Source organism: Bacillus sp. 2D03, assembly GCF_003946765.1.
Classification (GTDB): Bacteria; Bacillota; Bacilli; order Bacillales; family Bacillaceae_G; genus Bacillus_A; species Bacillus_A cereus.
The window spans coordinates 166,528-192,004 of record NZ_RPSJ01000005.1; the positions used below are offsets into that span (position 1 = coordinate 166,528).

Below are 25,477 nucleotides of genomic sequence, written 5' to 3' on the forward strand. Positions count from 1 at the left end.
ACGAAAAGCTACATGTTTTTCGTCTTTTCGTTCTCTTGCTTAATAAGAAAGATCCTGTAACTCAGTACAGGATCTTTAATCAAACGTTTTTAAAAGCTAAATTGTGGTTTCATATCACCTTTATAAGGTTCATGTTCAACGAATATAGTTATATCCTTACCAGCTTGGTCTTTACCAGTTCTCTTATACGTAAATTTATTCTTATTTAGTTCAGTAAGTTCAAGAGCAGCACCGTATTTGTTATTTCCAATTGAAACATGGGCTCTTATTTTATTTTCGTGTACAACATCGAAGTAGCCATAATCACCGCGGCTTTGACCTGTTTCGCTATTGAAGAACTCATATTTATTAGATTTGTCATCAAATTTTGCTAGACTTATAAAATTCGAATTAAACTGTGTTACATCGTTACCAGCTTCGTCTAATACCTTTGTTCCGTGCCAAAGGGTACCGCCTAAAATTTTATCTCCATCAACGTTTTTAACAATATCTCCTGTAGTCGTGTTCAGCTGCTTGTCCGGATCAGTGAAAGAAAGTTCTTTTTCTTTATATGGAACATGTTCAACGAAAACTTCTACATCTTTACCGTTAGCGTCTTTCCCCATTCGTTTATAAGTAAATATATTTTTATTTAGTTTTGTCATGTCAACAACAGCTTGATACTTCATTGATTCTGAAATTAATATTCTCTTCTTCCCATCATTTGTGACAAAGAAAGTTCCTTTATCGCCACGACTTGCACCTGTTTTAGCATCAAAAAATTCATATCTGCCGGACTTCACATCATATTTTGCAAGACCAATGAAGTTCGCATTCTCTTTTGTTAAGTCATTCTTATCTTTGTCATACACTCGTGTACCTTGCCAATTTGTCTCGCTAAGAATATTAGCCATTTTTTGCCCTTTAGTTAATTTGTTTTCCTGTTTTGTTTCTTTAGCAACTTGTTCTTGTTTTTGTTTCCCATGATTTTCTTCAGCTTTAGTACCAGCACACCCTGTTAATGCTAATGTGAATCCGAGCAGTACGGATGATAGTGCTTTTGTTTTTTTGTTCATGTTTTATCGTCTCCTTATTTTATGATTTCAAGTAGTACGGTTAGCGATTATAGTAGCAGTGCGTCATATACGAACTTAGTTGCTACGTTTCTTATGTTAATACTCGACTATAAACTGCCTCTAAATAAAACATTAAAAAAAGATAAACTAATTCCTAAAATTTTTTCATACTTATAAAAAGGTTTTTTACATGGGGTGAATGTAAGTCTCTCATTTTGAAACTGGCGTAATCACATTGGGGTATACACATTATGCTTACAGTGCGATTTTAGATGTGGTGTTATACTGTGTATAAGATTTTATGTGTGTATGTTGTGTCGGTTTTTGTCGGTAAGTCGATATATTTCGAAAATCGCTGATATATTTGGAGTTGCGCCGATATATTTCGAAAATCGCCGATATATTTGGAGTTGCGCTGATATATTTGAAAAATCGCTGATATATTTTGGAGGGGGATAAAAATGATTGTGAAAGAGCGGAAAATGCCCGTATATTTGCTGCAATTAGAAGCTTTACTTAGAAGATTGCCTGCTCATCATCCAAAAAGGAATGTGGTGGTTGAAAGTCTAGCGAAATTTATGGCCGGCTATAAAGGAGAGCAGGCGATTGAGTATCCACTTAGTTTTTTACCCGAAACAGAATACAGTATTTTACATGATATTAGGTTATTTGATTAAAAACATTATTTCTAAATTGATACCCTCATAGTTTCATCCTATTTTCTTCTTTTTCTTGAAATAAAAAATATTATTGGTACATTAATTTTTGATACAAAGTTCAATCAACTTATTCGAATAGTAGATGGTAATACGGAAGAAGGATTCCCTGATCCGCTTTTACAACTGAAACGGCAAGAGATGCAACTGAGAAAATGGCTGAATCTACATGATTTACATAATATTCCGATTGAAGCCCTCGTTGTAATTAGTTCCCCTCGTACAATTATTAAAACTTCAGATGAAATACTGTCTAGTAAAATTATCCACAGTGCAAATTTACCTAATAGAATAAAACAGATTAAAAATCAATATAAAGAAAAAGTGATTGATAATATAAATGGACTTATAGGCCAGATTATGAATGAGCACATTCCGCAACGTCAAAATGTTCTTGCGCAATATAAAATTAAAAAAGAGGAATTGCTAAAGGGTGTACAGTGTGAGGAATGTTTTACAATGGCAATGTTAAAAGAAAGACAGGGATGGCGTTGTTCAAATTGCAATAGTATGTCTAAACATGCTCATTTACGTGCTGTACAAGATTACACACTTCTGTTTAGTGTGATAACTACTAATAGCGAATTGAGGGAATTTCTTAATATGGAATCTAGTTCTGCGGTTAAAAGACTCCTCCAAACAATGAACATCACCTTCACTGGCAATAACAAAGGACGAATATATGATTTAACTTCTTTCCAATCGTAATTTTGCTATAATAAATAAGTACTTATACGAAGGGGAGTCTAAAGAGAAAATGAAGTCATTTAATATCGATCATGTTATAGCTAGTGTTTTGCAATGGATATTAAATATAGCTTTAATTATATTATCCATTGTGTTATCAATTTTCTTAGTGAATGAGACAATTACGTTTGTACAGTATATTTTTTCGGCAAAAGAGTATACGTCTTATAAATTGGTTGAAAGTATCATCGTCTACTTCCTATACTTCGAGTTCATTGCATTAATTATTAAGTATTTTAAATCGAACTATCATTTCCCGTTACGTTATTTTATTTATATCGGAATTACGGCCTTAATTCGATTGATTATTGTGTCTCATGAGGAACCGATGGAGACGTTATTATACGCAGGAGCAATTCTTGTTTTAGTTATTGCTTTATACATATCAAATATGAGAGATTTGAGAAAAGAGTAGTAGTGCAGACGTAAGTTTGCACTACTTTTTTACATCTTGACCTTCAAGTTGCTTGAAAGTTTACAATGAAATTAGGGCGTTTGAAATCGAAAAAAATTGAGAAATTAAGTGAAGAGGTTTCTTTTACTTGGAGGTTATAGGAATGAATCAGGAATTGAAGTTACGTCCATTAGAACGAGAAGATTTAAAGTTCGTACACGAACTGAATAATAATGCGCATATTATGTCGTATTGGTTTGAAGAGCCATATGAGGCATTTGTGGAGCTGCAAGACTTATACGATAAACATATACATGATCAAAGCGAACGCCGATTTATCGTTGAGAAAGACAATGAAATGGTTGGATTAGTTGAGTTAGTAGAAATCGATTATATTCACCGTAGAACAGAATTCCAAATTATTATTGATCCGAATTATCAAGGATATGGTTATGCAGTGGATGCGACGCGTTTAGCAATGGATTACGCTTTTTCCGTACTAAATATGCATAAGATTTATTTAGTTGTGGATAAGGAAAATGAAAAGGCAGTACATGTTTATAAAAAAGTTGGGTTTATGGTAGAAGGTGAGCTTATCGATGAGTTTTTCGTTGATGGTAACTATCATAATGCAATAAGAATGTGTATGTTTCAGAAGCAATATTTTGAAAACAAGTAGTTGAAAGATTCGGAAGTAATGTTGACGCTTCGTAAAACCGTATGCTAAAATCCTTTTTAAGTATTAAGGAAGGTGCATAATATGCTTTATATAAAATTTGTAAAACTCATTAGAAAACTTTGCTCCGCACAAATGTATACGGTGAAGCGTTGTACGGAGCTTAATCAAGGGGTATAAATCCCTTATATTCATCGGCTGAATAACTTTTCTAAAAAAGTATAGTGTATCTATGCTTATTTCGTTATGGTTTTTCAGCTGGTGTATAAAATAGATTAAGGGGCCATAGACAATGCTTTGTCTATGGCCCTTTGTGTATATTATTCCGATGAGTCTTTACTATAAATTGGAGTAGTATAGGAAAAACCACGAAGCAGAGGGCTAGTGTCGAATGACGCTATCTCTCTGCTTTTTTTAATTTCAGGAAAAGAGGAATAAAAATGAGTTTACTTAAAGTGGAAAGTTTATCACATAGTTTTATAGATAAAGTATTATACGAAAATGCTTCTTTTGATTTGCATAAAGGGGAGCATATGGGAATTGTTGGACAGAATGGTGCAGGAAAAAGCACATTAATGAAAATATTGGTGGGGGAAATTATTCCTGATAAGGGAGACATAAAGTGGCAACCTAATATTCAAATTGGACATCTTGATCAATACGCAGAAATTGATGAGGGTTATACCATTTCACAATATTTAAAGAGAGCCTTTTATGATTTGTATGAAATGGAAAAGAGAATGAACAAGTTATATGAAGAAAGTGCGATGACTGGAGATGAAAATCAACTATTGAAAGCGGCAGAAATTCAAGGACTGCTCGAGGCTCGTGATTTTTATTCAGTAGATAGTATTACGAATAAGGTGGCAGCCGGTTTAGGTATCGATGTGATTGGGATGAATCGTGTGATTGGTGAATTAAGCGGAGGGCAGCGTGCAAAGGTAATTTTAGCAAAGCTCTTATTAGAAGAGCCTAATATTTTATTGCTAGATGAACCGACGAATTTTCTCGATAAGGAGCATGTGGAGTGGCTTGCTAATTATTTAATGAATTTTGAAGGAGCGTTTATTGTCGTATCACATGATTTTGATTTTCTGGAAAAGGTAACTTCTTGCATATGTGATGTAGAGTTCGGAACAGTTAAGAAGTATTACGGCAAATACTCAGATTTTGTAAGACAAAAGGAGCATTTGCGAAAAGATTATATTCGCCAATATTATGCACAGCAAAAGAAAATTGAAAAAACGGAAGAGTATATTCGTAGAAATATTGCTGGGGTGAATTCAAAAATAGCGCAAGGTCGTAGAAAACAATTACAGCGTATGGAAAGAATTGCGCCACCAAGTTTTAATCATAAACCGTCTATTCATTTTCAGGAACTTCCCATTTCAGTTCAGACAGTTCTTGAAGTAAATAATCTTGAAGTTGGTTACGACTTCGCTCTCTTACCAAAGTTGAATTTTTCAGTAATGGGTGGACAAAAACTTGTTATTACAGGCTTCAATGGAGTGGGGAAATCTACTTTATTAAAAACAATCGTTGGAAATATTGCTAGTATTTCTGGAGAGTTTCACTTTTCAGAGCAAATAAAGATTGGATATTATGAGCAAGATTTAAATTGGAGCAATGATTCTTTAACACCGCTTCAAATTATTTCAGAACAGTTTCCTAAACTGAATATGAAGGAAATACGCCATCATTTAGCTGCGTGTGGAGTGAAGGATACGCACGTTTCGCAAGAAATTCGTACGTTAAGTGGTGGTGAACAATCGAAGGTGAAACTGTGCGGATTATTACTATCACCTTGTAACTTCTTAATTTTAGATGAGCCAACAAATCATTTAGATGCAGAAGCGAAGGAAGCTTTGCAAAAGGCACTAATTAAGTTTAAGGGCAGCATTATACTTGTATCTCACGAAGCAAGTTTTTATCTTGATTGGGCAGGTAGCATCTTTCATATAGAGACAGGATTAGTTAAGGGGGTGTGAAACATATGAGTGAAAACAATTGGAAAACGAAAATTATATTATTTTTGACCGCTCAAACTATTTCGTTGTTCGGTTCCTCTCTCGTGCAATACGCGATTATATGGTATATCACTCTTACAACATCATCAGGAGTGATGTTGACTATTTCAACTGTTTGCGGTTTTCTGCCACAAATTGCGATATCTTTGTTTGCTGGTGTTTGGATTGATCGTTATGAACGTAAAAAGATGATTATGTTATCGGACGGGATTATAGCGATTGCGACGTTAGTTTTAGCGATTTTATTTTTAACAGGATATAAAAGTATTTGGTTACTTTTTATTGTGTTACTCATTCGTTCAGCTGGAACAGGGGTACAAACTCCAGCTGTGAATGCATTAATTCCGCAAATCGTTCCGAAAGAGTATCTGATGAAAGTAAATGGAATAAATAGCAGTATTACATCTTTAATTATGTTTCTTTCTCCAGCAGCAAGTGCGACGATTCTTTCTATTTCCAGCATTGAAACAACATTTTTTATTGATGTTATTACGGCTATGATTGGAATTAGTATTATGTTTATTATTCAGGTGGAAGGACATGCGAATGTAGAGAATAAGCAAAAATCTAATCTACAAGGAATTAAAGAAGGATTCTCTTATTTAAAAGAAAATGTATTTATTAAAAGGCTAATCGTTTTATTGATTATCGTCATGATTTTAATAAGTCCAGCTGCTTTTTTAACACCTTTAATGGTAACTCGTTCTTTCGGGGCCGAAATGTGGAGACTTACTGCTAGTGAGATGACCTTTAGTGCGGGAGCGGCAGCTGGTGGCATTTTGATTGCAGCGTGGGGTGGTTTCCGTAATCGTATGCATACAACAGCGCTAGCTTGTGCGTTGTATGGACTGCTTATGATTGGACTAGGAATCGCTCCGGTATTTATTATGTATTTAGTATTTAACTTTTTAATTGGTATAACAATGCCGTGCTTCAATACACCAGTTACTGTGTTATTGCAAGAGAAAGTAGAACCATCAATGCACGGACGGATGTTTAGCCTTGTACAAATTGCGAATTCATGCGCGCTTCCTTTAGGAATGATAATATTTGGTCCATTGTCGGATATATTTAGTGTAGAGATTTTGTTAATTTATGCTGGGATATTCGTGCTATTTTGCGCAATGTATATTGTATTAAGCAAGAGGTTTGAAGTGTAAATATTTATAATTTAGAAGGTTTGCGAAGTGATTTAAGATGCTTTGCAAACCTTTTTTTTGTTTGTTTAGTCAATAATTATTTATTGTTAAACAATAAATAATTATTGACTGTTAATTCTTTTTTAGATAATATGATGGTAAGAATCTAAGGGGAATTACATAAGTAGAGGAGAATGTGAAATGAAAAATAAATACGTAGTAGCTATTTCTTTCATGATTTTAGCGATTATTTCTTTAACGATACATGCTTCAAACAGTAAAGTAGGAGCGGATGGATTTCTTGAAGAACCTTTCTTTTTCCTAGTACCGATAAGTTATATATTGTTCCTTAGTGGTATTGGTATATTGCTATTTGGATTTATTACTTCAAAGCTGAAAAAGGGCAATAGATAGGGACAAAACACTCACTATGAAATAGAAACATACTATATGGAAGAAAAAGAATAAGTGAGATGAATCATGATGAATCATTATTTTTATAATGGTAGACAAGTAGGAGCTGCTATTACGCTGGCTGGGGCACAAGGGACAATTCATGCTGTGAATCAAGCTATTCAAATGCAGCAACAAGCATATTTTGCACAAATGATGCAAAGTCAGTATATGCCCTATTCACAACTTCCGATGCAAATTATACATTACGATGTACATCCAGCTGGTTTATTTTCCATTCCATATGGCGGGACATATTTCTTATGAAAAAAAGCGACTCAATAGAGTCGCTTTTTTATATTCCGCCTAACTTCATTCCAAGGAAGGCAAAGGCGATACCAATTATGTAAGTAGCACTTAAATATAAAAGAAAGATGTATAGTTTTTTACGATTGAGAAGCTGAACAGATTCTAATTTAAACGTAGAAAATGTAGTGAATGCGCCCATAAATCCAGTACCTAATAATAGTTGCCAGCCTGTAGTGAATCCGTTGCCAATTATATATCCAAGTAAAAATGCCCCTGTTATATTAATAAGGAATGTAGCAATTGGAAATTGTGTTTTATTTCTTTTCTTAAACCAATTGCTAATTGCAAATCGTGTAATCGCACCGAAAAATCCTCCTGTTGCGACTAATAAGGCTTCTATCATGAGTAATCACCTTCCGTAAGAGATTTCTTAATTAAGAAATCTCCAATTGTATGGCCAAGGCCAGACATAATGAGGCCACCAAGTATGCTACATGATACATATAAGAAGCCTATGCTCCACTCAGAATGATTGATCAATTGCACAGTTTCTACACTAAATGTTGAAAAAGTCGTAAAGGAACCGATGAATCCAGTTCCGATGCCTGTGATAATCTCTGAAGGTAAGATGTTTAGCCGAGCGATATAAGTAGTTAGCCACGCTAAGAAGAAGCAACCAATTAAGTTAATGAGTAATGTTGCTAATGGAAATGAATGATGCCAAAATGTGGTGATATTAAGGCCTAAATAATAACGAGAAAGAGCTCCTAATATACCGGCAATGCCGACGATAATATAAATCAATTTTCTCACCTCTTTAAATAGCTTGCTCAAAAAAATAGACTCCTACCAGTATGTATACTGGTAGGAGTCATTAGCTAAGCAGCGTTTATGGCGAACTCCATCGCCTATGATTATTACATATAGTGTACTAAATATACCGTTTAATTTCCAGTGAGGAGGTGGGTGTAACTTTTCTTTTTTTGATGTCTGAAGGTTTTTTAAGTAATTAAAATGGGATATATTACTTATCAACTAAATATAATGATATAAGGTTTTAATTGTGATAAAATGTTTCTTATGTGTGTCGTTTTGTTTCATTTGACTGAAAATAAAGAAAATAAATTCGCGTGAAAAGGAGTCATTTATTTGAAGAAATTTTTAAAAATCGTATTTATATGTGTTTTAGTAGTAGCGGGCATTGTAGGAGGGTTTCTAGCGTATATGACACTTACTAAAGAACAGCCTGCTGATGTTATAAGCTTGAAGGTGGAGAATAATAAGGAGCGCGTATTAGCGAATGGAAATGAATTTAAAGTTACAACATTTAATATTGGATATGCTGGGTTAGATAAGGACCAAGATTTCTTTATGGATGGTGGAAAGGGATCTGGTTCAAGTAGTAAAGAGCAAACGGAAACTAATTTAAAGAATATGCTTTCGTTTTTACAAAATGAGAATAGTGATTTTGCGCTATTACAAGAAGTTGATATAAAGTCACTTCGTTCATTTGATGTAAATGGACATGAATTTTTGAAAAAAGGATTACCTGATTATGTTTCGTCATTTGGCAAGAACTACGATACGAAATGGGTTCCAGTGCCAATAACAAATCCAATGGGATATGCGGAGGCTGGATTAAGTACGTTTTCTAAATACACTGTTCAAGAAGCGAAGAGGTTCCAGCTGCCTGGAATGGAGCCTTGGCCAAAGCGTTTGTTTGATTTAGATCGAGCAATTGTGGAATATAAAATTCCTGTTAATAATGGAAAACATGTTAGACTCGTAAATTTACATTTGTCTGCTTATGATGAAGGCGGGAAAATTAGAAAACAGCAAGTAGAGTATTTAAAAGAATATATGAACAAGCATTATGAAAATGGTGATTACGTAATAATGGGTGGAGATTGGAATCAATTGGTTTCGAACGCTCAATTAAGTGATCCGAAGTTCGTGAAAGAGCGTCCTGAGTGGTTAGTAGAGTTACCGAAGGACTTTACAGACGGTGGCTTTAAGTGGGCTGTAGATCCGTCTGTTATGACTGTAAGAGATGATGTAAAGAAATATGTAGAAGGTGAAAATTTCGTCACTATTATTGATGGCTTTATCGTTTCACCGAATGTAGAGATTGTAAATGTACAAGGGAAAGATTTAAAGTTTGAAAATAGCGATCATAACCCAGTAAGTGCGGTATTTAAACTGAAGTAATTGATATGTATAAGTAGAAGGTGGGGCTTCATATGGAGTGGTTAAAGAGGACTTGTTTTTCTAACCTTGAGAAAGAATCACAGAAAAATCATTTATTACTGTTTATAACGATTTGTAGTTTCTTCCTTGGGATAATCGCGATTGGGTATTATGGATATATTTTTACAGAGAGAGCAATAGCATTTTGGATTTGTGGTATTTCTGTCGTTGCATTTGGAACGCTTTTTACTTTTATAAAAAGTATGGAATCAGTGTATAAATATATCATGACATTTATGTTGCTTACAATGTCTTACATTATGGTACAAGCTTTTAATGAAAGCCCGGCTGTATTTCAAATGGTCTATTTTACATTAGCTGTTTCACTTATTTACTTAAGTGAGCGCCTCATTTTAATTCTTGGCGGGATAGCTGTTGTGATCACATTTATCCTTTGTAGCTATTGGCCGGAGCAATTTTTTGCTTATACAGCCTCGTCTGAAGCTGCTAATTTCGCAAGTTTGTTAGCGATTGTAACAATCGCTATGTGGGGCGTCACGAAAATCGGTTCTAATCTGCTCCTTCGTTTAAGTGATGAGAAGCAAGAAGTAATGAGAAAAGCTCAGGAGTTAGAAGAGACGCAAAGACTTATTGAAGAAACAGTTGTGAAACTAGATAGTAATTTCAATCATTTAAGACAAAATATGAACACGTCGATGGAATCGATGAGTGAAATTAATTTTGCCTTTGAAGAGGTGGCAGTTGGTACGCAATCACAATCAGAGATGATGTATCGTTCGGTAGAAGTATTGAATGATATGGAGGGAAATATTGAAAAAATCATCTCTCAAGTAAGAACTGCATCGGCTCATGTGGATGAAAGCTTAGAAATTTCAAAAGGTAGTGTACATACTCTAAGAAATTTTGAAACTAACATGAGAAGTTTAAATGATGTTGTTTCACAGTCTGGAATTGTATTTAGAGATTTAATGATGCAATCGAAACAAATTAATGAAATTGTAGATGTAATAACGAATATTTCAAGTCAGACGAGTTTGCTAGCTTTAAATGCAAATATTGAAGCTGCGAGGGCAGGCGAGCATGGAAAAGGTTTTGCTATTGTAGCGAGTGAAGTGTTAAAGCTTGCTGAAGAATCAAATCGTTCTGCGGGAAGAATTCAAGGGATTTTGAAGGAGTTTAGTAATCAAGCAAGTAAGGTAGAAGTGCAAGTAGAGAAGTCAGAAAGAGTACAAGAAGAATGTAACGAGATGTTAGCAAGCGTTTTAACAAATGTAACTGATTTAGGGAAGTTTATTGATGCGATTAATGAAGTAATGCGAGAGGTTGTTGTTCAACAAGAAAGTTTCCAAGTTAAAACGACGAATATCGTAAAGGATGTTACGCATGCTTCTAACGTAATTCAGCAAACTTCTACAGCTACAGAAGAAGTGCTAGCGAGTGTGGAAGAAGAAAAACATCGAAATGATACGTCAGTGAAGACGTTACAAACTGTTAGCGAGCAAGTGAAGTTATTAGAAGATATTTTAGAAAAGTAATATTGCTTAGAAAGAGCACGAGTGATGTGCTCTTTTTTCATTGAAACGAATACTTGATAGGAATTTAATTGCTTTTCTGCGCGTTTTCTGCCAAGCTTAAGGAGATAAAGTGAGACTAGTACATACTGATTATTAGCCCTCACCAATCAAGCTATCCGCAAATAGCGGAATAAAATACTTCAAAGAAAGAATTATATAGGTGACGCATATGATCGAAGTTAAGACTTCTGAACTTAGTGATGGAGAATTTAATAGAGGTGTATTTGCAACTCGTGATATTAAAAAGGGTGAGTTGATACACGCCGCACCAGTTATCTCTTATCCGAATGAACAGCATGAACATATTGAGAAAACGTTACTTGCTGACTACGCATTTGAGTATGGAATCAATCATACGGCAATCCTTTTAGGATATGGTATGTTATTTAATCATTCATATACACCGAATGCAACGTATGACATCGTTTTTGAGAATCATACATTTAACTTCTATGCTTATAAAGATATAAAAGCAGGAGAAGAAATTTTAATCAATTATAATGGTGAAGTTGATAACGATGAGCTGTTATGGTTTGATAAAGAAAAAGAAGAGAACGAAAAGTAATATAAAGAGTATAGAAAGAGCACATTCTGTGGGATGTGCTCTTTTTTATTGATGTAAATAAAGTAAAAAGTACAAAAAAATACCACTTTCTTTTTGTGTGGTATAGTAAGATACTGAGGGATAGTGTTTTGAAAAAGTCACATATTTTACAAATTGTTGTCTTTCTGATGACATGTCAAGTTTAGTAGTCCATTTGGGTTGCTTTATTATGCAATATATATTTTAATATGAGTGGCACCTCTTATAAATTAAGAGGTTTATAGGTGTCTCGAATTGATTTTGGGTACACTGTATCCACCACTTTAGGTTCTTTCATGTACGTGGGGATATTATGGGCCCGTATAACGGGATAAAATGAATATAGAAATAGAGGAATCGTAAAATGAATATGCAAGAGGTTTATAAATATTTAAGTACGGTATTGCCTGAAGGACATGTTAAACAAGATGAAATGTTAAAGAATCATACGCATATTAAAGTTGGCGGAAAAGCAGATGTTTTCGTTGCGCCTACAAATTATGATGAAATTCAAGAAGTTATTAAATATGCGAACGAATATAATATTCCAGTTACGTTTTTAGGAAATGGATCGAATGTCATTATTAAAGATGGTGGAATTCGCGGGATTACAGTAAGTTTAATTCATATTACAGGTGTTACTGTAACAGGTACAACGATTGTAGCACAGTGTGGTGCAGCAATTATTGACGTATCACGTATTGCCTTAGACCATAACTTAACGGGTCTTGAGTTTGCTTGTGGTATTCCAGGTTCAGTTGGCGGAGCATTATATATGAATGCTGGTGCATACGGCGGTGAAATTTCGTTTGTATTAACAGAAGCTGTCGTAATGACAGGTGATGGAGAGCTACGTACTTTGACGAAAGAAGCATTTGAATTTGGATATCGTAAGAGTGTATTTGCGAACAACCATTACATTATTCTTGAAGCGAGATTTGAACTTGAAGAAGGTGTACATGAAGAAATTAAAGCCAAAATGGATGATTTAACGTTTAAACGTGAGTCAAAACAGCCTCTAGAATACCCTTCATGTGGTAGCGTATTTAAGCGTCCACCAAATAACTTTGCTGGTAAGTTGATTCAAGACTCAGGACTACAAGGTAAGCGAATTGGTGGAGTAGAAGTTTCTTTAAAACACGCTGGATTTATGGTGAATGTTGATAACGGAACAGCACAAGATTACATCGATTTAATTCACTTCGTACAAAAGACAGTTGAAGAGAAATTTGGCGTGAAGTTGGAGCGAGAAGTAAGGATTATTGGAGAAGATAAAGAATAACGAAATACGTATGAAGATATGAATTATTTTAAAATAACATTTGGGTATTGTTGACAATTTGTTTTCAATTCAATATAATGGCTAATAATTTAACAAATAACATACGTTGAAAGAGCCCAGTAGCAGTTTGTCACTGTTAACGAGAGAGCTAGGGGTTGCTGGAACCTAGCACAAACAAACTTGCGAATTACACTCTGGAGTATCTTAGGTAATGCTAAGCGGACTAGCAATCGATATTATTGCTAAGAGTGGTATGAGTAGCTATGCTATTTATGCAAACTGGGTGGTAACACGGTGAATAATCGTCCCTATGTCTATCGTAGACATAGGGGCTTTTTTGTTTTTAAAAAATAAAGGGGATGACAAAAGATGAATATTATTGATGAATTAGAATGGCGCGGCGCCGTTAATCAGCAGACTGACGAAGAAGGCTTACGTAAGCTAGTAGAAGAGAAAAAGATTTCACTATACTGCGGAGTTGATCCAACTGGTGATAGTATGCATATCGGACATTTGATTCCGTTTATGATGATGAAGAGATTCCAATTAGCTGGCCATCATCCTGTTATTTTAATTGGCGGGGCAACAGGAACAATTGGTGATCCGAGTGGACGACAATCAGAGCGTCAGCTTCAAACGTTAGAAGTGGTTCAACATAATGTAGATGCGTTAACAGCACAAATGAAAAAGCTATTTGATTTTGGCGGAAATAGCGAAGTGAAGATGGTAAATAACTATGATTGGACACATGAAATAAATATTATTGAGTTTTTACGTGATTACGGGAAAAACTTTAGTATCAATAGCATGTTAGCGAAGGATATTGTAGCAAGCCGCTTAGATACAGGTATTTCTTTCACAGAATTCACGTACCAAATTTTGCAAGCGATGGATTTCCACCATTTATACACGAAAGAGGATGTTCAGCTGCAAATTGGTGGTAGTGACCAATGGGGAAATATTACGAGTGGTTTAGATTTAATTCGTAAGTTAGAGGGTCATGAGGCGAAAGTATTCGGATTAACGATTCCGTTATTATTAAAATCGGACGGCACGAAGTTTGGTAAATCAGCGGGTGGTGCGGTTTGGCTTGATTCTGAAAAAACGACACCGTTTGAATTTTACCAGTTCTGGGTGAATACAGATGACCGTGACGTAATTAAATACTTGAAATACTTTACGTTCTTAACGAAAGAGCGTATTGATGAATTAGCAACGAAGGTAGAAGCGGAACCTCATAAACGTGAAGCGCAAAAAGTGTTAGCGGAAGAAATGACGAAATTTGTTCATGGAGAAGAGGCGTTCCTGCAAGCTGAGAAAATTACAGCAGCGTTATTTAGCGGAGATATTAAATCGTTAACAGCTGATGAAATTGAACAAGGCTTTAAAGAAATGCCAACATTCCAGTCTTCAAAAGAGACGAAAAACATCGTAGAGTGGCTAGTCGATTTAGGGATTGAACCATCTAGACGACAAGCACGCGAGGACATTAATAATGGTGCGATTTCTATGAATGGTGAGAAAGTAACAGATGTGGGTACAGATGTTACTGTAGAAAATTCATTTGATGGAAGATTTATTATTATTCGTAAAGGGAAGAAGAACTACAGTCTTGTGAAATTAGGATAATAAGTAAGGCTGGAAAATATATCGGCGATTTTTCGAATATATCGACCGTAACTCGAATTATATCGGCGATTTTTGAAATATATCAGCGCAAATCCGAATATATCAGCGATTTTCCCAATATATCGATTTACCGACAAAAAGCGACAATAAGAGCTGTTCCGAACGGGACAGCTTTTATTGTAAAAAGTCAGTATATTTAGATAAATTTAAAGGGTATATAATTTTTTTGACGAATAAATAAGTTAGAGAAAATTACGGATAAAAAATAGCCCGAACCATGCAGGGCATGATTCGGGCTTATATTCAGATTAGTAAGCTAAGCTGAATAGACCTTTAATGTGTGATAAGTAACGAACGTTACTTGCTTCTTTCATTAATGATGCTGGTAAGCCTTTAAGTGGAGTATTGCTTGCTCCAATTGTAGCAACCGCATCTTTACGTCCTAGACTAGCAAGTGTTCCAGAGTTTACAGGTGCGAACTCTTCTAATGCTTTGCCTTCTAGTGCTGCGTATAAGTTGTATCCAATTAACTCACCCATTTGCCAAGCGATTTGTGCAGTTGGTGGGTATGGACGTCCGTCTGGAGCGAAGACAACTGCGCTGTCTCCAGCAACGAATACGTCTTTGTGAGAAGTAGATTGTAGGTATGCATCAACTGTTGCACGTCCACGGTTAACTTCAAGACCTGATTCACCGATTAATGGATTACCTTGTACGCCGCCTGTCCAAACGAATGTGTTAGCAACAAGTTTTTGACCATCTTTTAAGTCGATTTCATTGCCAGCAACGTTTGTTACAGGAAGACCAGTTAAGAATGTAACACCGCGTGCTTCGAGGCTAGTAGTTGCACGTTCGATTAAGTGGTCTGGTAATACTGGAAGGATTTTTGGACCTGCTTCAACAAGAAGAAGTTTCACTTCTTTTGGATTTACGCCGTGGCTTTTTGCAAGTTTAGGCATAATGTCAGCAAGCTCACCAACTAGCTCAACGCCAGTTAATCCGCCACCACCGATTACGATTGTAGCATCAGCTTCGTTTTTCGTTTTCGCGTATTCACGAATACGGTCTTCAACGTGTTTGTAGATTTTGTTTGCATCAGCAGCAGATTTTAATACCATGCTGTTTTCTTCTAGTCCTGGAATACCGAAGTAAGCAGTTTTACTTCCTAAAGCAACTACAAGTGCATCGTAAGATAAAGTAGTGCCACCAGCTAGTTTGATTTCTTTGCTATCAACTGAGAATGACTCAACTGTTGCGATTTTAAGATCGATGTCTTTCCCTTTGAAAAGCTTTGTAAGTGGCATTGCAACTGCTTGCTCAGACACGTTACCAGCTGCAAGGCGGTGTAGTTCAGTGATGATTTGGTGTGTTGGGTATTGGTTAATCACTGTAACTTGTGCTTCTGATTTGCTGTAATATTTACGTACGTTTAAAGCGGCAAGAAGACCGCCATAACCAGCGCCTAAGATGACAATTTGTTTTGACATAGTATGATATCCCCCGTCTTTACTAATTGTTGTTATAAGTTAAATTATTTATTGTTACGTTCTGCACTAATTTGAAGATATGCGTTCACAAAGCGGAACATTTTTTGTGCTTGTGGATCTTTTAATAATTTTAAAAGACCGAATAGGCCGATAACTTCGTTGCTTTCTTCAGCACGATCTTTCGCTTCGATTGCAGTTGCAGCCATGCTTTTCACTGTATCTTTTACAGGTTCTACAAGCTCTGTAATTGCACCAACAGTGTCGCTTTTTAATACTTCATCAGTAGCAACAGTTTGAGCGAAGTCATAAGACTTAGTTAAAATGTTAACAAGCTCAGTTAATTTTGGAAGCTGTTCTACTAGTGTTGTTAATGATTCTTGTACCTCAGGTTTTAACAACTGATCAAGTACATCAAGTTGTCCTTGGCTAGCAGAAATTTGTACAGTTTCTTGTTCTGGCTTTGTTTGAGTCATAGTTTCTGGCATCTCCAATTCTCCTTTACGATAGCAATACTCTTATTTTTTATAAGTAAGATAGTAAACGTTTACGAAACTTTATACAAAGTTTCACAAAACACAATAAAATGCCTTTAAATTTATGACAGCAAGTAAGCTGCAAACATAAATCTAAAACCATAACGTCTTACTTATTATTTATGAACTGTCCGATACATGGCTTGTCCGCATAATGGAAAAGCTCCGTTACCGGAAAGTGTATATAATATATATCCTATATTATATACTATATACACCTATGTTAACATAAAAATGATTCCTAATTATTTGATATTGAGTGTATAACGTAGTGCTGACAAGGTATGAAAGCGTATAAAATATTTTGTTCCAGTTAGAAATGTATATACATATAAAGAAAAAAAGGAAAAAATGAACAAATTCATGTTCGTTTTTTCCTTTTTCCTATTATTCACCTTCTACAATTAGCATCGATGTGTTACCGCTTTTTTCAAGATGGCATTCGCCCCAAGTACAAAGAGAATCAAGAATGGACTCTAAAGACCAACCGTATTCTGTAAGTGAATATTCTACTTTTGGTGGTACTTGATTGTATACCTTTCTTTGAATGACCCCATCGTCTTCTAATTCACGTAATTGCTGAGTTAACATTTTTTGTGTAATCCCAGGCATTAAACGTTTTAGTTCACTCGTTCTTTTTGTGCCTTTCGTTAGATGACAAAGGATAACAACCTTCCATTTTCCACCGATAACCTCTAAAGTCGCTTCAACGGGAATATTATATTTCTTCATATAAAAATCTCCTTTGATGAATGTAGATTTAAGTTCTCCAACAAAAGAAGCTAAATAATTAAATGTTACTAAAAAGTGCCTATAGCACTTTAAAGTACGTACTTTTTATCATGTTGAATATGTTCCATAATAGCATACGTAAGAGGGAAATGAGTAGTACGGTACTAAAAAGTGCCTATGTTACTTTTAGGTACCTATCGTACTTTTAAGTGCGTTCTTCAAAAAAAGAGTAAAGCCATTCATAATAGCGTATATCAACAGTAAAGTTATTTTTGTAGAAGATAAAAAGGCCTTTTTATCATACTATTATGATTGGATTTCTCGCATTAAGGAGGAGTTCAATTGAATTCATATACAGTATCTTCTTCGGTTATGCAGACGAATCGGAGAAGTATGTTTGCTTTATTAGCACTAGCAATTAGTGCGTTTGGAATTGGTACAACTGAATTTATTAGTGTCGGCTTATTACCATCTATCTCAGAGGATTTACATGTTTCTGTTACAACAGCGGGGTTAACTGTTTCTTTATATGCATTAGGAGTAGCGTTTGGTGCTCCAGTATTAACGTCATTAACAGCTAGTATGTCGCGAAAGACGTTATTAATGTGGATTATGATTATTTTCATTATTGGTAATGGAATTGCGGCGGTAGCAACAAGTTTTACTGTGTTACTTATTGCGAGGGTTGTATCTGCATTTGCGCATGGTGTTTTTATGTCAATTGGATCTACAATTGCGGCTGCGCTTGTACCTGAGAATAAACGTGCAAGTGCAATAGCATTTATGTTTACTGGTTTAACTGTTGCGACTATTACAGGTGTACCAATTGGAACATTTATCGGTCAACAATTTGGCTGGAGGGCCTCGTTTATTGTTATTGTGGCCATTGGAATCGTTGCTTTAATCGCCAATAGTATGCTAATTCCTTCTACTTTAAAAAAAGGTACGTCTGTATCATTTCGCGATCAATTTAAGCTGATTACGAATGGAAGACTGTTACTTGTATTTATTATTACTGCATTAGGATACGGGGGAACGTTCGTAACATTTACGTATTTATCTCCGTTATTACAAGAAGTAACAGGATTTAAAGCAAGTACCGTTACAATTATTTTGTTAGTATACGGAATCGCAATTGCGATTGGGAATATGGTCGGCGGAAAATTATCGAATCATAATCCGATTCGAGCGCTATTTTACATGTTTCTTATTCAAGCGATTATATTATTTGTTTTAACATTTACAGCGCCATTTAAAGTAGCTGGATTCATCACAATTATTTTTATGGGACTATTCGCATTTATGAATGTTCCAGGGCTACAAGTGTATGTTGTTATATTAGCTGAGAGGTTTGTACCTAGCGCTGTTGATGTAGCATCGGCGATTAACATTGCAGCATTTAACGCAGGAATTGCTCTTGGTGCTTACTTGGGCGGTATTGTAACGAACTCGTTAGGATTAATTCATACGGCTTGGGTAGGTGGAATTATGGTAGTAGGTGCTGTTGTTTTAACTGCGTGGAGTATGACATTAGAAAAAAGAGATCAAGTAAAATAAAAGGAGAGAAAATAAAATGAAAAACTTACAAAGTAAAACAGTATTAAATAATGGTGTAGAAATGCCTTGGTTCGGTTTAGGTGTATTTAAAGTAGAGGATGGACCAGAACTTGTAGAAGCAGTGAAATCGGCGATTAAAGCGGGATACCGCAGCATTGATACAGCTGCAATTTACGGAAATGAAAAAGCTGTAGGTGAAGGAATCCGTGCAGGTATTGAAGCGACTGGTATTTCAAGAGAAGAATTATTTATCACTTCAAAAGTATGGAACGCAGATCAAGGATACGAAGAAACAATTGCTGCATACGAAGAGAGCTTAAAGAAATTAGAGCTAGATTATTTAGACCTATATCTTGTTCACTGGCCTGTAGAAGGAAAATATAAAGATACGTGGAGAGCGCTAGAAACACTTTATAAAGAAGATCGCGTACGTGCAATTGGTGTGAGTAACTTCCAAATCCGTCACTTACAAGATGTAATGAAAGATGCAGAAATTAAACCAATGATTAACCAAGTAGAATACCACCCTCGTTTAACACAAAAAGAATTACAAGCTTTCTGTAAAGAACAAGGTATTCAAATGGGAGCATGGTCACCACTTATGCAAGGTCAATTATTAGATAATGAAAAATTACAAGAAATTGCTGAGAAACACGGTAAAACAACAGCGCAAGTTATTTTACGTTGGGATCTTCAAAATGGAGTAATCACTATTCCAAAATCAACGAAAGAACACCGCATTATTGCAAATGCCGATATATTTAATTTCGAATTAACGAAAGAAGATATGGAAAAAATCGATGCGTTAAATCAAAATCACCGCGTTGGTCCGGATCCTGATAACTTCGATTTCTAAGATTAAAGTAAGAAAGAAGAGTGCGTAAAAGCACTCTTTTTTTGTGCATAAAAATAGTTTCTAAATAAATACTACTTAGTATTAAGTTTGTGATAAGGGGCTGTAAACATGAATATAAAGCAATCGTTCAAGATTTTAGCTATGTTTTTAAGTGTTTTATTTGTGTTATTCCCGCTTCAAAAAGCATTTGCAGAAGTTATGGACCATACAAAGTATGAAATGAATTGGAGTTATAGTAAGTCAAAGAAGAAACCAATTCGAACAGAGCTTATTAAAACGGCAGATGGCAAAATTGCTTTTTGCTTAAATGTAGATTTGAAATCTCCAAGCGGTCAAGATTTACCGGAAATGGGGAAAGTGGATATTAACGTATACCGTGTACTATTGAATGGATATCCACAAAAGAGTCCACAAGAATTAGGTGTTTCTGATTGGAGAGAAGCACATTACGCAACGCAGCTTGCAGTGTGGAATGCGTTAAAACAAATCGATATTAATGATTTAGATTTCCGCAATAAAAATGTAGAGAAAGTAACGAAAGACATCGTTGCAAAAGCAAGCGCTAGTGAAGAGTTACAAGAAATTACGATGAGTGTAACTCCTACAGAAGAACAAGAAGCAGTATTAAAAAATGATTTCTTTGAAACAGGTTTATATACAGTAGAAACAAATGCAAAAAGCGGAACGTATAAAGTGCAAGCAACAGGTGCACCAGCGGGCGTGAAATTTGCAAATGAAAAAGGCGAAACAAAAACAGAATTTAATGTAGGAGACAAGTTCCGCATTTTAATTCCGAAACAAACACCAGCTGGTGGATTTAGCTTTAAAGTATCAGGAAATTTAACGAAATTACAAGGGATTGCGCATAAAGGTACACCGACTATTCAAAATGCAGTAGTATTACTTGAGCGTAGTGAAGAAAAAACAAGTCCAGAGTTAGCGGTAAGTTGGAAAAAGGCTGAGGCTCCAAATAAACCAAATAAGCCATATACTCCAAATGAACCGCATAAACCGAATCAAAAGAGATAATGAAAAAGCATTGGCGTATGCCAATGCTTTTTGTATGTGAGGATAAAAGTTATATTGAAAAAAATAAAATGGATAGAAATAGTGTTTTTAAAGGTTAAATTATATTTAAAAATAATATAAATATAATAAAATCCTGACGTTACGATTAATAGATTAAATTCACAAAATTGTAATATTATTCTTGGGGGGGAGGCTATTAAATGAAGGTAAAAGCGTGTAAAATTCAGTTGGAAAAACTATCTATAGATGGTCATATATGAAGAAAATGTAAGTTTTTATTGCTATTTTTATTTTTAGATGTATAGATGACAATACTGACAAATATCTTTTACTATTCTCTTTTTTATGTAGCAAGAGAACTCATCACAAATAGAGAGAAGTGAGGAGGGCATATTACATAAAAATTTTACAATGTAAGAAAGCGAATGCATGGAGAGAAATGCGGTAGTAATATATACAGGTGCGCGAGGTGTTAGTCCATTCATTAAATGTTTTTATAGAAATAATAGGATTACTTATTAGATGAATATATAGGATAGTTTATCTAAATAAAGGAACAGGGGACACAGATTATGTCGAAGAAAAAGACAAGTAGGGTATTAGTAGCTAGTGTTTGTTTAGCTACGTTATTGACGCCATATGGACTTGAATTACCTAAGGTGTATGCAGAGATGACGATTGAAGATAAGGAGAAACAGCAAGAAGAGCGAGTGTATCAATTGCTGCCAAAAGGTGATGTAGAAGGGATGCGTGAGTTGCATCAGCGTCGAATGAGTTTTTCTCCTTATGAACCAACTGGCATTTATGTAAAGCCAGGTGAAGAAGTAGTTATTCAAGTAGAAGGGACTCAACAGATTAAAGCTTATATTGGTACATATTCTTATGAAAAAGAAGAACCTAAACAATTCAACTTAAATTCTGGTGAGAATAAAATTTCTTCTCCAAATGGGGGGCTATTATACTTTTATAATTATCACAACACAGGAGAAGTAGTGGCTAAAGTGAAAAAAGGTGGTACATCAAATCCTTTATTTATTTTAGGAAAGCATACGACAAAAGATTGGAAGCGTATGTTGGCAGAGAATCCTGATCCATATGCAATAGAAATGAAGGGAGAAAATAGTTTATTAACTATGCATCCTGAAACTGTGGCGGAACATTTGAAGCAAGAAGATCCAGCTGAGTTATTAAAGAAGCACGATGAAATAATTAATATAGAACATAAGATATCAGGTTTATCAAAAGATGGTGCGGGTGTTGCGAATCAAGGTAAACATTCCATTCATTTTGTTGAAGACTGGTATACAGACGATTATATGTATGCGACTTATTATCGAACAGCTTATAGTAAAGGCAATTTAGAGTCAGTACTAAATCTAGAAGAGTTAACTAATGATGGATGGGGGCCTTGGCATGAAGTTGGACATCAACATCAACAAGACACTTGGTTATGGGATGGACTTGGAGAAGTAACCGTTAATATTTATTCTTTGGCAGTTCAAACTACATTCGGGCATAAAACAAGGTTAGAGCAAGAGGGGCGCTATGAAGCTGCATTTGCTTATTTAGGTAAACCGGATGCACAAGAAAAGATGGATGTATTTGAGAAATTAGTTATGTTTTGGCAGTTACATTTAGCTTATGGGGATCAATTCTATCCGAATTTACATCAAATGTATCGTTTGTTACATGACACAGAACTGCCTAAATCTGATGAAGAGAAAAAGCAGATGTTTATTTATATGACGTCAAAAGTGGCAGGACAAAATTTAATTCCTTTCTTTGATAAATGGGGATTATTTGCAAATGATGCTACGAGAGAAAAGATTGAAAAATTAAATTTACCAAAATTAGAAAAAGAAATATGGTTATCTACAGATAGCAATCCAATTCGTGAAAAACAAACTGAGTTATATGAAGTTCCATATGGCGAGCCAAATAATGAAAAAATACAAAATGTAGTAATCGGTACTACACATGATGAGAAAAAAGCAAAGGAACTTGTACAGAATTTAGGAGAAGGTGTAAAGACAACAGGTGTGATTATGCAAGATAAGCCTGAAGTTGGAGAAAAAACTGTAAAAGTAGAAATTGTAGATAGAAAAGGGAATAAGAATTTTATTCCAGTTGTAGTGAATGTTGGATATGGGGATAGCCTACTTGTATATGGATTGAACTATACTAGGGAGGGAGATTTGAAGTCAACCGTAACTCTACATCATGGTACAAAAAAATTTAGTGCAACAGATACAAAAAATTTAATTCATGATTACTTTAAAGATGAAAAGTATTTTGAGTTCACACTGTACGATAAAGAAGGAAGAGAGAAGAAAAATGTAGCGGTAAAAGGCTTGGAAAATACAGAAGTTCTTGCCAAGGAATTAAATGGGTTAGCATTTGAATATGGAGATGTGGTGAAAGTATACCATGCAGAGTCTTCACGTTTACATTGGTATCAAAAAGGTTTATATGTGGGAGAAGGAAAAAATAAAGAAATAAAAGAATTATTCTTCAAAATTACTGAAAATGGATTTGAGAGATTAAAATCATTGCAAGAAGTAACAGCAAAGCCACAAACAGTAGTAGTCGGAACAGAAGCAGAAAAGCTAGAAGCGAAAAACTTTGTTGAAGTGAAAGACGGAGAAGTAATTGGCTTTGTAGAAAAGCCAACTACAACGAAAATCGGAAAACAAACAGCCAAAGTAGAAACGAAAGATCGTTTTGGAAATAAGCAAGTAACAGAAGTACCATTAGAAGTGGTTTATGGAGATAGCATTGCATATGCAGGATATGGAAATGATATTGCTTCAATTGTAACTTTAAAGCACGAAGAGAAGAGATTCCATGCAACTGATATGGATAGCGAAATTCATGAGTATTTTAATAAAGAGCTATACATGGGGATTACGTTATACGATGGAGAAGGAAAAGAGAAAAAACATGTAACAGCAGAGGGACAAGAAACATCAGAGAGCTTTGCGAAGCAAGTGAATGGTATGCAGTTCGAGTATGGAGATGTAGTGAAAGTATTCCACGCAGAACCGATTCGTTTGAAATGGTATCAAAATAATACACTTACTGGTCAAGGTGAGAAAAAAGGGGCAAAAGAACTATTCTTCAAAGTAACAGAAAAAGGCTTTGAGAGAATGGATATGTTGCAAGAAGTAAAAGCAGTGCCACAAAAAGTAGTAATTGGAACTGATAGCGAACAGTTAGACGCGAAAAATTTTGTTGAAGTAAAAGATGGAGAGGTAGTTGGATTTGTAGAGAAACCAACTACATCAAAAATCGGTGAACAAAAAGTAAAAGTAGAAACGAAAGATATGTTTGGAAATAAGCAAGTGACAGAAGTTCCTCTAACAGTAACGTATGGAGATAGTCTTGTATACCAAGGGCTGGGTGATGATATTCGTTCTATTGTAACGTTCAATCATGAAGATAAGAAGCTACATGTAACGCATACAAATGAACAAATTCATAGTTACTTTAAAAATGAATTATATATGGGAATTACCCTATATGATCAAAATGGAACGGAGAAAAAACATGTAACAGCAGAAGGACAAGAAACTTCAAAGAATTTTGCTGAGCAAGTAAACGGAACTTCCTTCCAATATGGAGATGTAGTGAAAGTGTATCATGCGGAATCAGATCGTTTGAATTGGTATAAAAATAGTGAGTTAGTTGGAAAAGGAGATAAGAAAAAGTTTAAAGAAATTTCCTTTAAGATTACTCCAAATGGTTTAGAGCAAGTGCAATAATAAAAAAAGCTCGTAAAACATTATGTTTTACGAGCTTTTTCTATTATTCAGCTTCAGAAACAACTGTGAAGCGTTCGTTTACATGTTTTGGATTTTCGATTTCATCAAGTGCTGCAACTGCGAAGTCTTCGTAACTTACGTAGCTATCACCTTTTGCGTTAACAAGAAGGTTGTCTTTACCAGCTGTATAAGAGCCTGTGCGCTTTCCTAATGCAAATAGTGCAGAAGGGCTGATGAATGTCCAAGTGATATCATTTGTTTGCTTTAAGATTTCTAAGTTTTTACCTTGGTTTTGAGCTGTTGCAAGGTATTCGCTCGGGAAACCTGGTGTATCAAATACACGTGTTGTTTTTTCTTCGTCTACAAATAAGCTTCCAGCGCCGCCAACTACAAGTAATTTTGTGTTAGGGGCACCTTTCATAGCTTCAATTAGTACGTTTCCTGCATCTACGTGAAGGTGTTCTTCGCCTGCTGGAGCACCGAATGCATTTACAACGACATCGAATGCTTGCAAGTCGTTAGATGTAAGAGAGAATACATCTTTCTCTAAAACTTTTACGTTTTCTTCTGTAATTTTTGCAGCGTTTCTTACGATTGCAGTTACTTCATGTCCGCGATCTAATGCTTCTTTTAAAATACGACTTCCTGCTTTACCAGTTGCTCCGATGATTCCGATTTTCATAATAAATCCCTCCAAAGTGTTTTGTTAAAGTGTATATCTGAAAGTAAATGAATTTGTTGTAATAAGGTTTGTTACAACCCGATGTAATCATTATAGTTACAGGTAGAC

General features: G+C 35.1%; 22 protein-coding genes, 1 pseudogene, 1 riboswitch and 1 other annotated feature. Of the genes and pseudogenes, 16 read left to right on the forward strand and 7 right to left on the reverse strand.

The window, feature by feature from the left end; translation table 11 throughout:
* Window positions 1–89 precede the first annotated feature (89 nt).
* Entirely contained in the window at window positions 90–1,055 is a 966-nt protein-coding gene (locus EBQ15_RS13635; RefSeq protein WP_001036622.1) for a DUF4822 domain-containing protein, read from the reverse strand.
* Window positions 1,056–1,516: 461 nt separating this feature from the next.
* Here EBQ15_RS13635 and EBQ15_RS13640 point away from each other — a divergent pair.
* From EBQ15_RS13640 to EBQ15_RS13670, 7 genes and pseudogenes are all read left to right on the forward strand, one after another.
* Window positions 1,517–2,479 (forward strand): annotated as a pseudogene (locus EBQ15_RS13640) (nuclease-related domain-containing protein).
* 49 nt (window positions 2,480–2,528) lie between these two features.
* Window positions 2,529–2,933: a phosphate-starvation-inducible protein PsiE gene (gene psiE, locus EBQ15_RS13645; RefSeq protein WP_000834708.1), complete on the forward strand. Its 405-nt coding sequence runs from the start codon at window positions 2,529–2,531 to the stop codon at window positions 2,931–2,933.
* A 142-nt stretch (window positions 2,934–3,075) separates the two neighbouring features.
* Complete coding sequence (gene speG, locus EBQ15_RS13650; RefSeq protein WP_001071092.1) at window positions 3,076–3,591, forward strand: spermidine N1-acetyltransferase; 516 nt, start codon at window positions 3,076–3,078, stop codon at window positions 3,589–3,591.
* A 437-nt stretch (window positions 3,592–4,028) separates the two neighbouring features.
* Complete coding sequence (locus tag EBQ15_RS13655) at window positions 4,029–5,576, forward strand: ABC-F family ATP-binding cassette domain-containing protein (RefSeq protein ID WP_000054863.1); 1,548 nt, start codon at window positions 4,029–4,031, stop codon at window positions 5,574–5,576.
* A 5-nt stretch (window positions 5,577–5,581) separates the two neighbouring features.
* On the forward strand, window positions 5,582–6,775 hold the full coding sequence (locus EBQ15_RS13660; RefSeq protein WP_001293767.1) for an MFS transporter: 1,194 nt from the start codon (window positions 5,582–5,584) through the stop codon (window positions 6,773–6,775).
* Between the two features lie 180 nt (window positions 6,776–6,955).
* Entirely contained in the window at window positions 6,956–7,168 is a 213-nt protein-coding gene (locus tag EBQ15_RS13665) for a DUF3955 domain-containing protein (protein ID WP_000792610.1), read from the forward strand.
* A gap of 66 nt (window positions 7,169–7,234) precedes the next feature.
* Window positions 7,235–7,474, forward strand: a complete 240-nt coding sequence (locus tag EBQ15_RS13670) for a DUF3947 family protein (RefSeq protein ID WP_000980955.1) — start codon at window positions 7,235–7,237, stop codon at window positions 7,472–7,474.
* Between the two features lie 28 nt (window positions 7,475–7,502).
* On the opposite strand, the gene crcB (EBQ15_RS13675) is transcribed toward EBQ15_RS13670, so the two are convergent.
* Together crcB (EBQ15_RS13675) and crcB (EBQ15_RS13680) are read right to left on the reverse strand one after the other, a co-directional pair.
* Window positions 7,503–7,859: a fluoride efflux transporter CrcB gene (gene crcB, locus EBQ15_RS13675; protein ID WP_000568575.1), complete on the reverse strand. Its 357-nt coding sequence runs from the start codon at window positions 7,857–7,859 to the stop codon at window positions 7,503–7,505.
* Window positions 7,856–8,260 (reverse strand): fluoride efflux transporter CrcB, encoded by a 405-nt coding sequence (gene crcB, locus EBQ15_RS13680; protein WP_000639314.1) that lies wholly within the window; start codon window positions 8,258–8,260, stop codon window positions 7,856–7,858. Before crcB (EBQ15_RS13680) ends, crcB (EBQ15_RS13675) begins: the two co-directional genes overlap by 4 nt.
* A gap of 54 nt (window positions 8,261–8,314) precedes the next feature.
* A riboswitch (Fluoride riboswitch) is annotated at window positions 8,315–8,374 on the reverse strand.
* Window positions 8,375–8,605: 231 nt separating this feature from the next.
* Between crcB (EBQ15_RS13680) and EBQ15_RS13685 the strand changes: the two genes are divergently transcribed.
* From EBQ15_RS13685 to tyrS, 5 genes are all read left to right on the forward strand, one after another.
* Window positions 8,606–9,664, forward strand: a complete 1,059-nt coding sequence (locus EBQ15_RS13685) for an endonuclease/exonuclease/phosphatase family protein (RefSeq protein WP_000714045.1) — start codon at window positions 8,606–8,608, stop codon at window positions 9,662–9,664.
* A gap of 32 nt (window positions 9,665–9,696) precedes the next feature.
* Window positions 9,697–11,199: a DUF4077 domain-containing protein gene (locus EBQ15_RS13690; protein ID WP_000455087.1), complete on the forward strand. Its 1,503-nt coding sequence runs from the start codon at window positions 9,697–9,699 to the stop codon at window positions 11,197–11,199.
* 208 nt (window positions 11,200–11,407) lie between these two features.
* Window positions 11,408–11,803 (forward strand): SET domain-containing protein, encoded by a 396-nt coding sequence (locus EBQ15_RS13695; RefSeq protein WP_000573649.1) that lies wholly within the window; start codon window positions 11,408–11,410, stop codon window positions 11,801–11,803.
* Window positions 11,804–12,185: 382 nt separating this feature from the next.
* Window positions 12,186–13,103, forward strand: a complete 918-nt coding sequence (murB, locus tag EBQ15_RS13700; RefSeq protein WP_001057102.1) for a UDP-N-acetylmuramate dehydrogenase — start codon at window positions 12,186–12,188, stop codon at window positions 13,101–13,103.
* A gap of 97 nt (window positions 13,104–13,200) precedes the next feature.
* Window positions 13,201–13,416 (forward strand) — a binding site (T-box leader).
* Between the two features lie 56 nt (window positions 13,417–13,472).
* On the forward strand, window positions 13,473–14,732 hold the full coding sequence (gene tyrS, locus EBQ15_RS13705) for a tyrosine--tRNA ligase (RefSeq protein ID WP_001021113.1): 1,260 nt from the start codon (window positions 13,473–13,475) through the stop codon (window positions 14,730–14,732).
* A gap of 308 nt (window positions 14,733–15,040) precedes the next feature.
* Here tyrS and EBQ15_RS13710 read toward each other — a convergent pair whose 3' ends face one another.
* From EBQ15_RS13710 to EBQ15_RS13720, 3 genes are all read right to left on the reverse strand, one after another.
* Window positions 15,041–16,219 carry an NAD(P)/FAD-dependent oxidoreductase gene (locus EBQ15_RS13710; RefSeq protein WP_000043203.1) on the reverse strand — a complete coding sequence of 393 codons (1,179 nt, stop codon included), beginning with the start codon at window positions 16,217–16,219 and terminating at the stop codon, window positions 15,041–15,043.
* Window positions 16,220–16,263: 44 nt separating this feature from the next.
* Window positions 16,264–16,704, reverse strand: coding sequence for a DUF1641 domain-containing protein (locus EBQ15_RS13715; protein ID WP_001115311.1), 441 nt, complete (start codon window positions 16,702–16,704; stop codon window positions 16,264–16,266).
* Window positions 16,705–17,139: 435 nt separating this feature from the next.
* On the reverse strand, window positions 17,140–17,484 hold the full coding sequence (locus EBQ15_RS13720) for a winged helix-turn-helix transcriptional regulator (RefSeq protein WP_000760475.1): 345 nt from the start codon (window positions 17,482–17,484) through the stop codon (window positions 17,140–17,142).
* Window positions 17,485–17,856: 372 nt separating this feature from the next.
* Between EBQ15_RS13720 and EBQ15_RS13725 the strand changes: the two genes are divergently transcribed.
* The 4 genes from EBQ15_RS13725 (at window position 17,857) to EBQ15_RS13740 (ending at window position 24,687) form a co-directional block, all read left to right on the forward strand.
* A complete protein-coding gene (locus EBQ15_RS13725) occupies window positions 17,857–19,041 on the forward strand; it encodes an MFS transporter (RefSeq protein ID WP_164514063.1) in 1,185 nt (394 codons plus the stop codon).
* Window positions 19,042–19,057: 16 nt separating this feature from the next.
* Complete coding sequence (locus EBQ15_RS13730) at window positions 19,058–19,897, forward strand: aldo/keto reductase (protein ID WP_000793547.1); 840 nt, start codon at window positions 19,058–19,060, stop codon at window positions 19,895–19,897.
* Window positions 19,898–20,005: 108 nt separating this feature from the next.
* The gene (locus EBQ15_RS13735) at window positions 20,006–20,926 is read left to right on the forward strand and encodes a thioester domain-containing protein (RefSeq protein WP_001022513.1); all 921 of its coding nucleotides are present in this window, start codon (window positions 20,006–20,008) and stop codon (window positions 20,924–20,926) included.
* 572 nt (window positions 20,927–21,498) lie between these two features.
* Window positions 21,499–24,687 (forward strand): putative mucin/carbohydrate-binding domain-containing protein, encoded by a 3,189-nt coding sequence (locus EBQ15_RS13740; protein WP_000038397.1) that lies wholly within the window; start codon window positions 21,499–21,501, stop codon window positions 24,685–24,687.
* A gap of 43 nt (window positions 24,688–24,730) precedes the next feature.
* Here EBQ15_RS13740 and EBQ15_RS13745 read toward each other — a convergent pair whose 3' ends face one another.
* Window positions 24,731–25,369, reverse strand: a complete 639-nt coding sequence (locus EBQ15_RS13745) for an NAD(P)-dependent oxidoreductase (RefSeq protein ID WP_000689894.1) — start codon at window positions 25,367–25,369, stop codon at window positions 24,731–24,733.
* Window positions 25,370–25,477 lie beyond the last annotated feature (108 nt).

Coding starts and splice junctions, on each gene's coding strand:
- EBQ15_RS13670 (WP_000980955.1), top strand. CDS start 7,235: ATGATGAATCATTATTTTTATAATGGTAGACAAGTAGGAGCTGCTATT.
- EBQ15_RS13735 (WP_001022513.1), top strand. CDS start 20,006: ATGAATATAAAGCAATCGTTCAAGATTTTAGCTATGTTTTTAAGTGTT.
- EBQ15_RS13690 (WP_000455087.1), top strand. CDS start 9,697: ATGGAGTGGTTAAAGAGGACTTGTTTTTCTAACCTTGAGAAAGAATCA.
- EBQ15_RS13725 (WP_164514063.1), top strand. CDS start 17,857: ATGCAGACGAATCGGAGAAGTATGTTTGCTTTATTAGCACTAGCAATT.
- EBQ15_RS13715 (WP_001115311.1), bottom strand. CDS start 16,704: ATGCCAGAAACTATGACTCAAACAAAGCCAGAACAAGAAACTGTACAA.
- crcB (WP_000568575.1), bottom strand. CDS start 7,859: ATGATAGAAGCCTTATTAGTCGCAACAGGAGGATTTTTCGGTGCGATT.
- EBQ15_RS13745 (WP_000689894.1), bottom strand. CDS start 25,369: ATGAAAATCGGAATCATCGGAGCAACTGGTAAAGCAGGAAGTCGTATT.
- EBQ15_RS13695 (WP_000573649.1), top strand. CDS start 11,408: ATGATCGAAGTTAAGACTTCTGAACTTAGTGATGGAGAATTTAATAGA.
- EBQ15_RS13665 (WP_000792610.1), top strand. CDS start 6,956: ATGAAAAATAAATACGTAGTAGCTATTTCTTTCATGATTTTAGCGATT.
- speG (WP_001071092.1), top strand. CDS start 3,076: ATGAATCAGGAATTGAAGTTACGTCCATTAGAACGAGAAGATTTAAAG.
- EBQ15_RS13660 (WP_001293767.1), top strand. CDS start 5,582: ATGAGTGAAAACAATTGGAAAACGAAAATTATATTATTTTTGACCGCT.
- EBQ15_RS13635 (WP_001036622.1), bottom strand. CDS start 1,055: ATGAACAAAAAAACAAAAGCACTATCATCCGTACTGCTCGGATTCACA.
- EBQ15_RS13720 (WP_000760475.1), bottom strand. CDS start 17,484: ATGAAGAAATATAATATTCCCGTTGAAGCGACTTTAGAGGTTATCGGT.
- psiE (WP_000834708.1), top strand. CDS start 2,529: ATGAAGTCATTTAATATCGATCATGTTATAGCTAGTGTTTTGCAATGG.
- tyrS (WP_001021113.1), top strand. CDS start 13,473: ATGAATATTATTGATGAATTAGAATGGCGCGGCGCCGTTAATCAGCAG.
- murB (WP_001057102.1), top strand. CDS start 12,186: ATGAATATGCAAGAGGTTTATAAATATTTAAGTACGGTATTGCCTGAA.
- EBQ15_RS13655 (WP_000054863.1), top strand. CDS start 4,029: ATGAGTTTACTTAAAGTGGAAAGTTTATCACATAGTTTTATAGATAAA.
- EBQ15_RS13740 (WP_000038397.1), top strand. CDS start 21,499: ATGTCGAAGAAAAAGACAAGTAGGGTATTAGTAGCTAGTGTTTGTTTA.
- EBQ15_RS13710 (WP_000043203.1), bottom strand. CDS start 16,219: ATGTCAAAACAAATTGTCATCTTAGGCGCTGGTTATGGCGGTCTTCTT.
- EBQ15_RS13730 (WP_000793547.1), top strand. CDS start 19,058: ATGAAAAACTTACAAAGTAAAACAGTATTAAATAATGGTGTAGAAATG.